The following is a 13,884-nucleotide window of genomic DNA, read 5'->3' as shown; positions in this document are numbered from 1 at the left end:
CTTTTCATTTTTAAAGAACAGCTTCCCGTCCGCGCTCACCTGTCCGGATGCGAATGGCATCTTCTACAGGATAGACAAAGATTTTCCCGTCACCGATCTTCTCGGTACTACATTTTTCAATAATTAGATCAATAATTTCATTCGTTTTCGATTCAGGCACAACCAACTCAATCTTTATCTTTGGCAATACCTTGACCTCAAAACTTGTGCCGCGAAACACTCCGGTTTGCCCTTTTTGCTTACCGGTACCAGCGACTTCAGTAACTGTAATACCACCTACACCAATATCAGCCAGTGCATCTCGTAATGATTGGAATTTCTCTGGTCGAATAATCGCTTCAATCTTTTTCAAAGATATGACTCCCCTTTCATGTAAGGATAGTTAACACATTAAGTTATGTAAATTATCATATCTCCATTTTTCAGAAAATTCAAGTCTTTTTTGTGAAAAAAATCAAGTAAACGCTTTCCTTTTTTGTTTAGTCATTATCGATTAATTTTAATGAAATAGAGAAAATATTAGTGCAGGGCATACGACTATGTTAGAATAAATACAGAGTATTCTGAGAGGAGCTAGTACGACATGATTAAAAGGAAAATTGAAATAATTTTAATTACACTTGGTGCGATTATCTTTGCCTTTTTTTGTGTGTTAGGCATTAGTATGATGGCTGTAAAAAATGATGAAAGTGCAGTATCAAATCTATATAATGAGATGAAATTAGAGTTTGCAGTCGAAGAGATGCCTGAGTATGCAGAGTTTTTAGAAACGATATCGAGAGGCGCGATTCTTATGATTGCTATTGCAGTTATTGCTATAGTTGCAGGTGTTTTATCAGCCATTATGTTGAAAGGTAATAAAAGACCGAAGCCAGCAGGTATCGTACTACTTGCACTAGGTTTAATAATCGGTTTTCTTCAATTCGGTATTTCTTTATTTGGTGGCATGTTATATGCCATCGCTGGAGCCATGGCATTGTTTAGAAAGCCAAAGCCTCAGGAAATTGTTTCTTAGAGATTTAGATAAGGAGTAGAAAGATGGAAAAAAAAACGGTAGCGATTATGTTTGGTGGCAAGTCTGCAGAACACGAGGTTTCACTTCAATCTGCAAAAAATATTGTTGATGCAATCGATCAAGAGAAATATCAGATTGTCCTTATCGGGGTTGATAAAGAAGGAAAATGGCATCTAAATGACCCAGACACCTATTTAATTAATGCAGATGATCCCAAAAAAATTCGCTTAAATCATACTGATCAACGTGTGGCAGTTGTGCCAGGAGAAAGCAGGGCTCAACTGATTAATTTGGCAACAAATCAGCCAATAGCACAAGTTGATGTTATTTTTCCAGTAGTACATGGTACTTTAGGGGAAGATGGTAGCCTGCAAGGATTATTGAGAACACTAAATCTTCCATTTGTTGGTGTGGACTTATTGGGTTCAGCTGCAAGTATGGATAAGGATTTTACCAAAAGGCTGTTGAAGCAGGCTGGGCTGTCTGTTGCTAATGGCTTAGTTTATAAGAAACATCAGTTAGAGCAGATCTCATTTGACAAGGTCAAAGAACAATTGGGGTTACCATTGTTTATTAAGCCAGCTAGTCAAGGCTCATCTGTTGGTGTTAGCAAAGTTAACACGAAAACGGAGTTTGAACAAGGAATTAGAGAGGCTTTTATCTTTGATGACAAATTAATTATCGAACAGGCAATCATTGGTCGTGAAATTGAATGTGCTGTACTCGGAAATGAAAGTCCTGAAGCTTCATTACCTGGAGAAATCTTACCACAGACTGAATTTTATTCCTACGAATCTAAATACATTGATGAAACGGGTGCAATTTTATCAGCCCCTGCAAAGCTTTCAACCGAGCAGACAGAAAAGGTTCGAGCAGTAGCATTACAAGTATTTAAAATTTTAGATTGTGAGGGAATGGCACGAATCGACTTCTTTTTGAAGGAAGACGGAGAATTAGTCGTCAATGAAGTTAATACCATTCCTGGATTTACTAGGATCAGCATGTACCCAAAACTTTGGAGTTTAACGGGTGTTGACTATCCTAATTTGATTGATCGACTAATTGAATTAGCATTTGAACGTCATGAGCGCAAGTCGAAACTAAAGAATAATTTCTTTGAATGAGTCTAGCTACATTCAGCAGGTAGATGGCTCCTGCTTCTAAAAGTCGTGAGATAAAAGTATATTTGTTTGCTATTCAATGGGAGTTCAAACTCTGGTCTGAATAAAACTTAAAGCCACCGACGGGCCACAAATTTTCAACGGAAATTTATAGCTGGAATTTATCGCAGTGTAACTGGCTGGGACTGTGATTACTCGCCCTATCGAAAGGCTTTTGTAAGATTCCCACTTCAAAGAAATAAGGGAACACGTCATGTCTAAGTGGGAGATCCAACAGCCAGTAACGACCGATTGGTTCAACTAACGTTCAGTGGGGGAGAGAGGAAGCTGACTAAGTTTGCGACGTCATGTTGCAACGTCTTCACGAGTACATCGTATGGTCGAAACCCCCACTGAACGAAATTTCATTTTATAGAGTGAAGCTATATGCGTAAATACCCCTTGCGCATTTGATTAGTAACCCAAGATTAAAAAGAGTGGAATCACCAATAATTGGTAGGTTGCACTCTTCTTTTTTATTATGTACAAAGAAAGACTAACCGGTATCCTTAAGTGTAGAATACATAGAACACCATCCTTTATATTGCCATAAAACGTGTCGAAGTAAAGATAATCCTTAACATGTGTACAAAATAATAAAATTTTTCACTTTGGGTTTTTGTAAAGAATTACCATAGATCTATTTCAGTCTTTCTAAACTCCCGTGGCGAGCATCCACGCTGCTTTTTAAAGGTACGAATAAAGTAGCTTTGACTATTGAAGCCTACGTCCATAGCAACCTCAACTATTGGTTTATTGGTTTTTTTGAGGAGCTCACAGGCTTTGTTAATTCGAACGGAATTGACATACTCGATTGGTGTTAGGTGCACAATGGATTTAAAGAAACGAGTAAAGTGCCCTTCACTCATTTGGAGCTGCTCTGCAAGTATAGCAACAGAGATTTTTTCTTGATGGTGCTGATTAATATATTTCATAATCATTTTAATTAAATCGAGCTTGTTTTCATCACTAACAGATAGCTGTTTGAATTTTTGAGAATCATCCCTGAAAACATCAGCTAATATCAGTAGTAAGTAAGCTTTAATCTCCATTTCAAATCCGTATTTTTTTTCGAAGTATATCTTTAATAATTGAATAATGAGGTTGTTTTTTGCTGTCGTATTAATTTTCTTAGCATTAGGAAAGAAGGATGACTCAAGCACCTCTAGATATTCTGAATCAACCAAATCAAAGGTGAAGCTCTTTAAAAGATTAATATGAAAGACTATCGCATGAAATTTGAATGATCTTCCTTTTACGGGATAGGCTCCGTGTAATTGTTCGCTACGTATAAAATAAGCATCTCCTTCTTTCATTTGGTAAACATCAGTACCAACCTGAAAGGTCATCTCTCCCTCTTCTAAGTATAAAATCTCAAATTCAGGATGCCAATGTAAATTAAAGATGACATCACCATCTAAATAGTCAACAGTGTAAACACGTACAGGAAACATAGTATCCCCGTGAAGCCGATTTTCTAATAATTTTCTATCCAATGTGAACCTCCTTTTTATCTTATCGCAGTGTAAACTGAACGAAGTTTCACTTTATTTAAATATCAGAATTGTGTTATTTACCACTTAATTGTGCAATACCAACTACAATACTCTTAGTATAATACGTAATGTATTCATTTTAAAGCGGTTACAATAAGGAGGTACTTATGAAGTTTACAGATGGTTTTTGGTTGACGAAAGAAGGTTATAAGATTAATCATACTTATAATGTTAGAGATGTAAGTATTGATCAAAAAATAGTAACCCTTTTTGCTCCTTGTAAGTGGATAGAAAGTAGAGGTGATACTTTAAATACAGCCAATTTAACAATAGAATTAAGCTCACCTATTAAAGATGTCGTACGCATTAAAACGTGGCATCATAAAGGGGCAATCATTGAAAATCCCAAATTTGAACTTAATGATCAGCAGCAAGAATTTAATATTGATAAGCAAGAGGATTGTCTTATATTGGAGACAGGTAAGACAAAGGTTACTATTAAATTTAGTCCACTTACAATTACAGTTTACAAGGCAAATGGAGAAGAACTGACCCATTTAAATCAAAAAGGATTAGCTTGGATTCAAGGTCCGAAAAAAGAATCCTATATGCGCGGACAGCTTAATCTAGCAGTAGGTGAGTATATCTATGGATTAGGTGAACGCTTTAGCCCATTTATAAAAAACGGACAAGTGATTAATATTTGGAATCAAGACGGGGGAACAAGCTCAGAGCAAGCTTATAAAAATGTGCCATTTTTTTTAAGTAACAGAGGATATGGTATATTTGTCAATCACCCTGAAAAGGTTAGTCTAGAAGTTGGAATAGAAGCTGTTTCAAAAACACAATTTAGCGTTGAAGGAGAAGTGCTTGATTTTTATATTATGAGTGGAGATGAGCCCAAAGATGTTTACCGGCATTATGCTGAATTAATTGGCAAGCCTGCTTTACCGCCAGCGTGGTCCTATGGTCTTTGGTTAACAACTTCATTTACCACAAACTATAACGAAGAAACAGTCAATTACTTTGTAGATGGTATGGCTAAACATGATATACCGCTTCGAGTTTTTCACTTTGATTGTTTTTGGATGAAGGAGTTTGAATGGAGTAATTTTGAATGGGATCATGATGCATTTCCACAACCAGAGGCAATGATTAAGAGATTAAAAGAAAAAGGATTAAAAATTTGTGTCTGGATTAATCCGTATATTGCTGAAAAATCGAGTTTGTTTGATGAAGCTGTTAAGTATGGTTATTTACTTAAGCGTGAGGATGGTACAGTTTGGCAATGGGATTTATGGCAAGCTGGTATGGGGATTGTTGACTTCTCAAATCCAGCTGCATGTTCATGGTATAAGGGGAAATTGAAAGCGCTTTTAGATATGGGGGTTGATTCGTTTAAGACCGACTTTGGCGAGCGTATTCCCACCGATATTGTTTATTATGATGGCTCTGATCCTAAAAAGATGCACAATTACTATAGCTATATTTATAACAAGCTTGTGTTTGAACTTCTGAAACAGGAAAAGGGAGAAGGGGAAGCGGTCGTTTTTGCGCGGTCTGCAACTGCTGGTAGTCAGAAGTTTCCTGTTCATTGGGGAGGTGATTGTGATGCAACCTATGAATCAATGGCAGAGAGTTTGAGAGGAGGTTTATCACTAGCTTTATCAGGGTTTGGCTACTGGAGCCATGATATTGGTGGCTTTGAAAATAAAGCGACACCGGATTTATTTAAAAGATGGACAGCATTTGGCTTACTATCAACACATTCTCGTCTCCATGGCTCGACGTCTTACCGAGTACCATGGGCATTTGATCAAGAAGCTGTTGATGTTACCAGATATTTTACTAAGCTTAAAAATAGACTTATGCCCTATCTGTATGCTGAATCAGTTCAAAATCATAAAACAGGAATCCCTGTCATGAGACCATTATTACTAGATTTTCCGAATGATTTAACCGCTCAATTTATTGACAAGCAATACATGCTAGGTTCTTCTCTCATTGTCGCACCAATTTTTAATGAAAAAGGCCGTGTGGATTATTATTTGCCACAAGGAAAGTGGACGCATCTCCTAACGAATGAGGTAGTTGATGGTGGTAAGTGGTTTAATATGTACTATGATTATATGAATCTTCCGTTATATGTAAGAGAAAATACATTGCTTGTTACGGGTAATCGTGAAGATTTACCAGACTATCAATATGATCATCATGCAACTTTTACCCTTTACCAATTACAGAACGGTGAACAGGCTACTGCTAACGTAACAAATACACAAGGTAAAATAAAGGGGACAATGGTGATTGAACGCCATGATAACATTTTAAATGTTAATTGTAATTTAAAAGATAAGCATTATCAGCTTGTTTTAAACGATTTTTATTCAATTCAATCTTGTTCTCAAGGAAAGGTTAGCCAAAATCTTGAAGGGAAAATAGTGATCTCATTATTTGATGTACAAACGTTACAAATTATCATCTAGACCACATTTATCTTGTATTAAAATGAAGGAGGTTTAAAAATGAAACGTTCAATTAAAGTAATTGTGTTCTTGCTAATCGTATTAATAATAGCTGCTGCCTGTGGAAATGGAACAAATAGTGGTGATGATGTCACCATCTCTATATTCAATATCAAAGTGGAAACACGTGATCAATTGGAAGAAATGATTGCAACCTATGAGGATGAGAATCCGGGGATAAACATAGAGTTAACGACAGTAGGTGGTGGAGAAGATGCGCCATCAGCATTACAAGCTCGCTTCGCATCAGGAGAAGACCCAAATATTATAACCTTAGGTGGGTTATCAGATGTTCAAACATACATGGATTATTTAACTGATATCTCTGATATGGAAGCTGCACAGACTGCCATTGATGGAACATTAGAAGGGGCTACGATAGATGGCACCCAGTACGGCATTCCGTTAAATATAGAGGGTTTTGGATTAATGATAAATCGAGATATCTTTAACCAAGCAGGTGTTAATCCAGATAGTATTGAATCTTATCAGGATTTTGTTGATGCTATAGAAACAATTGATACTCAAAAGGAAGCGCTTGGTCTAGATGAAGTTTTTGCCTTTAGCGGAGCAGAAGATTGGGTAGTTAGTCAATTCTCGGCACATTTCACCTCTGCCGAATTTAATCATAGCGTTACAGATGCGTATGCATCTCAACAACTTAACTTTGAGTATGGTGACCGATTCCGTGATTACACCGATTTGATAAATACCTATAACATCCAACCAATCCTGTCATTAGATTATAGTACGTCAGTTGAGGATTTATTCGTTAATGAACGCGTTGCGATTATTCACCAAGGTAATTGGATTATTCCAACATTAATTGAGATCGATCCCGATTTTGTTGAGAATAAATTAGGTATCTTACCACTCTTTGTTGAATCGGATACAGAAGGCAGAATTGCGGCGGGTCCATCATGGTTTTGGGGGGTTAATGGACAAAAACCAGAGGCTGAAATTGAGGCATCGAAAGAATTTTTAGATTGGATGTACACATCGGACTATGGCCGAGAAATGATTATGACCGATTTTCGGTATATACCTGCACATGAGGGATATGATCAAGATTTAATTCAAGATGAGATTTCACAAGATATTTATCGAATGCTCTTAGATGGTGAAACAGCTATGTGGGCTAATAACCAATATCCTGATGGTTTTTTCAATACAGTTTTACATCCAGAATTTCAGAAGTATTTAAGTGGTTCAGTAAGTTGGGAAGAGTTTGAAGAAATAGTCAGCAACTATTTTTCAGAAATGAGATAACATCTCTCCTGGAGTCAAAGTCATGGCTTTGACTCCACTAACTATACTTCAACGATGGTAGGTGTTAAGCAAAATGAAATTTAGACAGTCGACCTATTGGCTATTTTTATTGCCATGTTTATTAGCGATAACCATTGTCATCATTTACCCTTTTTTACAAGGAGTCTACTTTTCCTTTACTGAATATAATGGGTTTCAAATAACTGAGTTTGTAGGCTTATCTAACTATAGACAGTTATTATCAGATCAGAACTTCCTAAATAGTCTTAGTTTTACAGCACGTTTTTCTATTGCATCTATTGTCGGAATTAATGTAATGGGTCTTGGACTTGCTTTGCTTGTGACGCAAAAGACAAGTAAATTGAGTACGATATTCCGTACAATTTATTTCATGCCAAATTTAATTGGTGGGATTATCTTAGGTTTTATTTGGCAATTTATCTACCTAAGAGCATTTGATGGTCTTGCCCAGTTAACCGGCTGGGACTTCTTTAGTGGTTGGTTAGCAGATACAGAAACTGGTTTCTGGGGGCTCGTTATCCTGTTTGTGTGGCAAATGAGTGGCTATATTATGGTCATCTACATTTCTTTTCTGAATAATGTCCCACAAGAATTGTTGGAAGCATCCACAATAGATGGAGCCAATGCTTGGCAACGGTTTATGCATGTCAAATTCCCGTTAATCGCTCCAGCCTTTACAATTAGCTTGTTTTTAACACTATCGAATGCATTTAAGGTCTATGACCAAAACATGGCGTTGACAGGTGGTGGACCATTTGGCTCAACGGAGATGGTGACTATGAACATTTATAATACGGCTTTTATGACCCGTCAAATGGGCTATGCTCAAGCGAAAGCAGTCATTTTCCTCATTATTGTGGCAAGCTTGTCTGTTATACAAATTTACTTTACACGTAAAAGAGAGGTGGATATGTAATGAAGAAAAAAAGATACGCGACTTTTTCCTTTTTAATAATTGGTATCTTAACCTCTTTATTATGGATATACCCTTTTTATTTAGTGATTGTTAACTCGTTTAAGACAAGGGGAGAGATTTTCAGGAGTCCACTCAACCTACCTATCGACTTTATCTTAGATAATTACCCGGTTGCTTTTGCGCGTCTTGAATTTGTTCAGAGTTTTTATAATTCTGCTCTGGTCACTTCTGGGAGTATCGTGTTAATCGTCTTTTGTACCTCGATGGCAGCGTATGCTTTGTCACGAAGACCATCTAAAACTAGTTCGGTCATTTATTTTTTGTTTGCGATTTTAATGTTAGTTCCATTCCAGTCCATTATGATCCCTCTTGTAGCGATTTTTGGTGCTGTTGACATGCTAAATAGAACAGGCCTAGCCATCATGTACTTAGGCTTGGGCTCAAGTTTAGCCATATTCCTTTATTTTGGAGCATTAAGAGGGATTCCAAAGGCTCTGGACGAAGCGGCTATTATGGATGGGTGTAATCGGTTCCAAATATACTGGTATATTATGTTGCCGATGCTAAAACCAACAACTGTAACTGTCATTGTTTTAAATGCGATTTGGTTCTGGAATGATTATCTTTTGCCATCTCTAGTCATCAATCGACCTGGTATGCACACAATTCCATTAAAAACTTTTTATTTTTTTGGTGAATATTCAAGACAGTGGAACTTGGCGCTAGCTGGTTTAGTCTTAGCGATTATTCCAATTATTATCCTTTACATGTTCTTGCAAAAGTACATTATTAAAGGAATCTCTGACGGATCAGTTAAATGAAATAAAGATAGGCGCATGCTCTTTAGAGAGAGTATGCGCCTTTTAGTGCTTAACTAATTACTACTTCTAAGAGTAGAGTGTTCTCACAGCTCAGGCAAAATACTTACTGCGTACCAGCACAACAGGTACATTTTCATTAAACTCAATGGCTATTCACCATAGCTATGACTTAGGACTGACAGAATGTAAGGTCACGCGGCATGGTGATTTATCCTTTTGTCCCGGTTTCTATATCGATGTTAGGATTCCTTTCTTTTTCGATAAAAGCGCCGATAAAGTCCCCATGTAAGGAGAGAAACAATTAGCAAAATAGGTAGGTTTCCTATTAAAAAAACGATTAAGCTCGTGCTTCCAATTACAATTAAATTGTAGCTTTTTAAGAGCTGGTTTTTAATACGTTGCCAAACCTGTAAATCTTGCTCATGGACGAGTTCTGTATTAACTTGCTCAATATTTAATTCGACAGTCGCATATTCAATCCGGTTATCATAATATTGTAGCTGCCCCTTAAGTTGCTCTATCTCTAACTGTACATCGGCTAAATCCCGTGAAATATTTAACAAATCCTCAGTATTTTCTGCATCATCAATAAACTCAAGTAATCGTGCTTCGACTCGTTGTTTTGAAGCCAGGCGTGTTTCAAGGTCGAGATATTGTTCAGTTACATCGTCTCCATTAATTTGTTGATGACTAATGGCGACATTATCTGATTCAAGACTTTTAAGAAAAAAATCTAAATCTTGCTGTGGAATTCTAATCGTAAAGTGTCCTTGTTGTTCATTATTATCTAATTGATTTATTTGGCGATTAACAATATAGCCATCAATGGAAGCTGAATTCTGTTCAATCGTTTCTAGTGCTGAGTCAAAATCACGTACTTCAAGATCAAGGTAGGCATGGTAAATGATTTGACGGTTTAACGTATCGGTTTCTGCTCGGGCTTCTAACGTCTCTGTCATGTTGGCTTCACCTGAAAAACTATCTTCTTGTTGGTCAGAAATTAGCTCATACTGTGCTGTATCCTCGGTATTGGTATTTCCACTACAGCCAGCTATGATTAAAGTGGTCATAGGCAATAGATAAAAGCATCTCAAGTATAGCCTCATGTTTTCCCTCCTATTCATATGTTTTAGATCGAATTATCCATTAGTCGCTTTGGTTTATAGTAACGTTTCTAAAGAATGTGTACTTTACGGCATTAAGCAGAAGTTCTCCACCTCTATTAGTGGTGAGATGAATGCCAATTATATTCCTTCATTTCGGGTTCAAATCCCGTCTGAAGAAAGTTAAAGCCTAGACGGTGCCACAGATTTTCAAAGGAAAATGATCGAGCTACGTTCGGCAAAATCTGGGCAAAATACGCCAAGGTGCATTTGATAAAGTGAAACTTCGTTCAGTGGGGTTTCGACGCATAGGATGTGCTCGTGCATAAATTGTGACACGACGTGTTTATTTATTTCTTGAAGTGGGAGTCTTACAAAAGCCCTTCGATGGGGCGAGTAATCGCAGCCTCAGCCAGTTACACTGCGATAAAATCAACATTAATTAAATGGCGGCGGATTCACAGATCGCATCCCTCTAGATACGCGAGAAAAAGCAAATTCAATAATGAGATCACGTTGCTAAGTATTCGATGCTTTGTTGAGTCTCGCTATAAATATTTATTCAATCGATCGATAAAATCAATGATCTTAAAGTATAGTAAATAAGGGTTAAGTTGTGGATGAAGAAAGATTAATAAAAAAATATCTTGAATTTTTATTCTTTTTAACGCATAATAATACAAAATAGATTGATATTTCGTTTCGGAATAAGAATTAAGGAGAGAGTGCTCATGTCAAAGGATAAAATTATTTTAGCCTATTCAGGCGGGTTGGATACTTCAGTCGCCATAAAATGGTTACAGGACCAATATAACTATGACGTCATAGCCGTAGGCTTAGATGTCGGGGAAGGAAAGGATCTTGAATTTGTTAAAAAGAAGGCACTAGATGTTGGAGCCATTAAATCTTATTCAGTTGATGCTAAAGCATTATTTGCTGAAGAATATGTTTTACCAGCGCTACAAGCAAATCTATTATATGAAGGCAAGTACCCATTAATTTCAGCACTATCTCGTCCGCTCATTGCAAAAGTATTAGTGGATATTGCTGAACGTGAAGGAGCGGTAGCTGTTGCACACGGTTGTACAGGTAAGGGAAATGATCAAGTTCGCTTTGATGTAGCCTTTACAGCACTCAATCCTTCATTAAAAATTGTTGCACCCGTACGTGAATGGAAGATGAGTCGTGATGAAGAACTAGCCTATGCCGAAAAGCATGGTATTCCAGTTCCTATCGTTAAGGATAGCCCTTACAGTATTGATCAAAACCTTTGGGGACGTAGTAATGAATGTGGAATTTTAGAAAATCCATGGATTGAAGCACCAAAGGATGCATTTGATTTAACTCAGGACCCCGTTAATGCCCCTGACGAACCAGAAATCATTGAATTAACCTTTAAACAAGGGAAGCCTGTGGCGATTAACGGTGAAACCCTTGCTTTGGACCAGTTAATTTTAAAGCTTAACCAAATTGCAGGGAAACATGGAGTGGGTAGAATCGATCATGTGGAAAATCGTTTAGTCGGGATTAAATCTAGAGAAATCTATGAAGCACCGGCTGCGATTACATTAATTGCAGCACATCAGGAGCTTGAAGCATTGACACTTCCACGAGAAGTTGCGCAATTTAAGCCAATTATTGAGCAAAAGCTGGCTCAAACCGTGTACGATGGCTTATGGTATTCTTCACTGACTGAAGCCTTGCAGGCCTTTATTAAACAAACTCAGACCTATGTTTCTGGTAATGTAAAGGTTAAGCTTTTTAAAGGAACAGCATTTGTAGTAGGGCGTGAATCTACCTATTCACTTTATGATATGGATTTAGCCACCTATTCGACAGGAGATGCCTTCGACCATGAGGCTGCCCTTGGTTTTATTAAGCTTTGGGGCTTACCTACACAAGTACATGAGACAGTTACAGGAGCACAACAGCTTAAAAAAGATGTCATGGCGAAGACGATAATAGATATAAAGGAAGCGGTCAAGCAATGAAATTATGGGGTGGACGGTTTACCAAGCCAACTAATCAACTCGTAGATGAATATACAGCTTCGATATCCTTTGATCAAAAGCTAGCGATGTTTGATATACAAGGAAGTCTTGCCCATGTTAGTATGCTTGCTGACTGTGGGATTATCTCACAAGATGACGCGATCGTCATCAGCCAAGGATTAAAAAAGGTTGCAAAACAGATTGAGGCAGGAACAGCTGAGCTTACTGTGAGCAATGAAGATATCCATATGAATATCGAGAAGCTGTTAATCGACCAAGTTGGTGCTGTAGGTGGAAAGCTCCATACGGGTAGAAGTAGAAATGATCAAGTAGCGCTTGACATGCGTTTATACCTGCGTGACGCACTACTCCAAATTGGACAGCTACTAACTGGATTGCAGCAAGCTCTCATCACTCAGGCAAAAGCGAATACCGAAACGATTTTACCAGGCTACACGCATCTGCAACGTGCACAGCCAGTGCTATTAGCACATCATTTGCTTGCTTACGTCTTTATGTTCCAACGTGATCTGGAACGATTGATGGACTCCTGGAAAAGAATTAATCGTTCACCATTAGGAGCAGGTGCTCTAGCAGGGACAACTTTTGCTATTGATCGAGAATATGTAGCTACAAAGCTTGGCTTTGATTCTATTACTGAAAATAGTCTGGATAGTGTAAGTGATCGAGATTTCGTTGTTGAGTTTTTGGCTGCTGCTTCCCTAATTATCACTCACTTATCAAGGCTATCTGAAGAGTTAGTACAGTGGTCAAGTGCAGAGTTTAATTTTATCGAATTAGATGATGCGTTTTGTACAGGTAGCAGTATGATGCCGCAAAAAAAGAACCCAGATGTTCCTGAATTGGTTCGTGGTAAAACAGGCCGGGTATATGGACACTTAATTGGAATGCTGACCACTTTAAAAGGACTACCACTCGCTTATAATAAAGATATGCAAGAGGATAAAGAAGGAATGTTTGATACAGTTGAAACAATTAAAGGAGCATTAGCCCTCTTTGCCCCAATGATTGAGACAATGCAGATCCATCAAAAGGAAATGTACCAAGCCGTTGCACAGGATTACTCCAATGCCACTGACTTAGCTGATTATCTGGTTCAAAAAGGTATTCCTTTTCGTGAGGCTCATGCTATTGTTGGTCAGACCGTACTGTATAGTATTGAACAAAAAAAGTATCTATTAGAGCTTTCTTTAGGAGAATTCCAACAGTTTTCTAAAGTCATTAACCATGATATCTATCAGGTATTAGATCCTAAAGCAGTCGTGAATGCTCGTGACGTTGCAGGAGGTACAGCTCAAAAAAGGGTTGAAAGTCAAGTTGAACAGGCAGAAGCCTTGCTAAAACAAAGTCAACTTTGGCTTGAGCAAAAAATAACATGCCTTTCACAGCTGACGATTACTTAATGTAAATGTCAAAAGACACTGATTTAGGAATAAAGCAACCGATGGGCATTGGTTTATGCCACCGAGCATATACCTTTTAAGTTATCGAAAACCAAACAATAACGAGATTCGTTACTTATCGTTACGAAGATTTAGAATGATCT

At 37.6% G+C, this 13,884-nt stretch carries 11 protein-coding genes; 8 read left to right on the top strand and 3 right to left on the bottom strand.

The features are described from left to right. Positions 1-10: 10 nt before the first annotated feature. Entirely contained in the window at positions 11-352 is a 342-nt protein-coding gene (locus ASE01S_RS02425) for a P-II family nitrogen regulator (protein ID WP_067837712.1), read from the bottom strand. Positions 353-583: 231 nt separating this feature from the next. Between ASE01S_RS02425 and ASE01S_RS02420 the strand changes: the two genes are divergently transcribed. Then, positions 584-1,015, top strand: a complete 432-nt coding sequence (locus tag ASE01S_RS02420; RefSeq protein WP_067837709.1) for a DUF4064 domain-containing protein — start codon at positions 584-586, stop codon at positions 1,013-1,015. Between the two features lie 23 nt (positions 1,016-1,038). Beyond that, complete coding sequence (ddlA, locus tag ASE01S_RS02415; RefSeq protein WP_067837705.1) at positions 1,039-2,139, top strand: D-alanine--D-alanine ligase; 1,101 nt, start codon at positions 1,039-1,041, stop codon at positions 2,137-2,139. A 665-nt stretch (positions 2,140-2,804) separates the two neighbouring features. Here the strand turns inward: ddlA and ASE01S_RS02410 are convergent. Then, complete coding sequence (locus tag ASE01S_RS02410) at positions 2,805-3,671, bottom strand: AraC family transcriptional regulator (RefSeq protein WP_245630308.1); 867 nt, start codon at positions 3,669-3,671, stop codon at positions 2,805-2,807. Positions 3,672-3,838: 167 nt separating this feature from the next. On the opposite strand from ASE01S_RS02410, the gene yicI reads away from it, so the two are divergent. From yicI to ASE01S_RS02390, 4 genes are all read left to right on the top strand, one after another. Then, positions 3,839-6,157, top strand: a complete 2,319-nt coding sequence (gene yicI, locus ASE01S_RS02405; RefSeq protein ID WP_067837701.1) for an alpha-xylosidase — start codon at positions 3,839-3,841, stop codon at positions 6,155-6,157. Between the two features lie 39 nt (positions 6,158-6,196). Then, on the top strand, positions 6,197-7,465 hold the full coding sequence (locus ASE01S_RS02400) for an ABC transporter substrate-binding protein (protein WP_067837699.1): 1,269 nt from the start codon (positions 6,197-6,199) through the stop codon (positions 7,463-7,465). A gap of 73 nt (positions 7,466-7,538) precedes the next feature. Continuing rightward, on the top strand, positions 7,539-8,402 hold the full coding sequence (locus ASE01S_RS02395; RefSeq protein ID WP_067837697.1) for a carbohydrate ABC transporter permease: 864 nt from the start codon (positions 7,539-7,541) through the stop codon (positions 8,400-8,402). After that, positions 8,402-9,223 (top strand): carbohydrate ABC transporter permease, encoded by an 822-nt coding sequence (locus ASE01S_RS02390; protein WP_067837692.1) that lies wholly within the window; start codon positions 8,402-8,404, stop codon positions 9,221-9,223. Before ASE01S_RS02395 ends, ASE01S_RS02390 begins: the two co-directional genes overlap by 1 nt. Before the next feature lie 239 nt (positions 9,224-9,462). Here ASE01S_RS02390 and ASE01S_RS02385 read toward each other — a convergent pair whose 3' ends face one another. Next, positions 9,463-10,329 carry a DUF4349 domain-containing protein gene (locus tag ASE01S_RS02385; protein ID WP_067837689.1) on the bottom strand — a complete coding sequence of 289 codons (867 nt, stop codon included), beginning with the start codon at positions 10,327-10,329 and terminating at the stop codon, positions 9,463-9,465. 728 nt (positions 10,330-11,057) lie between these two features. On the opposite strand from ASE01S_RS02385, the gene ASE01S_RS02380 reads away from it, so the two are divergent. Together ASE01S_RS02380 and argH are read left to right on the top strand one after the other, a co-directional pair. Further along, positions 11,058-12,317 carry an argininosuccinate synthase gene (locus ASE01S_RS02380; protein ID WP_067837687.1) on the top strand — a complete coding sequence of 420 codons (1,260 nt, stop codon included), beginning with the start codon at positions 11,058-11,060 and terminating at the stop codon, positions 12,315-12,317. Continuing rightward, positions 12,314-13,741, top strand: coding sequence for an argininosuccinate lyase (gene argH, locus ASE01S_RS02375; protein WP_067837683.1), 1,428 nt, complete (start codon positions 12,314-12,316; stop codon positions 13,739-13,741). Before ASE01S_RS02380 ends, argH begins: the two co-directional genes overlap by 4 nt. Positions 13,742-13,884 lie beyond the last annotated feature (143 nt).

This window comes from Amphibacillus sediminis NBRC 103570 (assembly GCF_001552275.1).
Lineage (GTDB): Bacteria > Bacillota > Bacilli > Bacillales > Amphibacillaceae > Amphibacillus_B > Amphibacillus_B sediminis.
Note: the sequence above shows the minus strand (reverse complement) of the source record. Positions and strands in the feature narration are given on the sequence as shown.

Bases quoted from the DNA above. Each gene is read 5' to 3' on its own strand.
- ASE01S_RS02420 (WP_067837709.1), top strand. From the start codon at position 584: ATGATTAAAAGGAAAATTGAAATAATTTTAATTACACTTGGTGCGATT.
- ddlA (WP_067837705.1), top strand. From the start codon at position 1,039: ATGGAAAAAAAAACGGTAGCGATTATGTTTGGTGGCAAGTCTGCAGAA.
- yicI (WP_067837701.1), top strand. From the start codon at position 3,839: ATGAAGTTTACAGATGGTTTTTGGTTGACGAAAGAAGGTTATAAGATT.
- ASE01S_RS02400 (WP_067837699.1), top strand. From the start codon at position 6,197: ATGAAACGTTCAATTAAAGTAATTGTGTTCTTGCTAATCGTATTAATA.
- ASE01S_RS02395 (WP_067837697.1), top strand. From the start codon at position 7,539: ATGAAATTTAGACAGTCGACCTATTGGCTATTTTTATTGCCATGTTTA.
- ASE01S_RS02390 (WP_067837692.1), top strand. From the start codon at position 8,402: ATGAAGAAAAAAAGATACGCGACTTTTTCCTTTTTAATAATTGGTATC.
- ASE01S_RS02385 (WP_067837689.1), bottom strand. From the start codon at position 10,329: ATGAGGCTATACTTGAGATGCTTTTATCTATTGCCTATGACCACTTTA.
- ASE01S_RS02380 (WP_067837687.1), top strand. From the start codon at position 11,058: ATGTCAAAGGATAAAATTATTTTAGCCTATTCAGGCGGGTTGGATACT.
- argH (WP_067837683.1), top strand. From the start codon at position 12,314: ATGAAATTATGGGGTGGACGGTTTACCAAGCCAACTAATCAACTCGTA.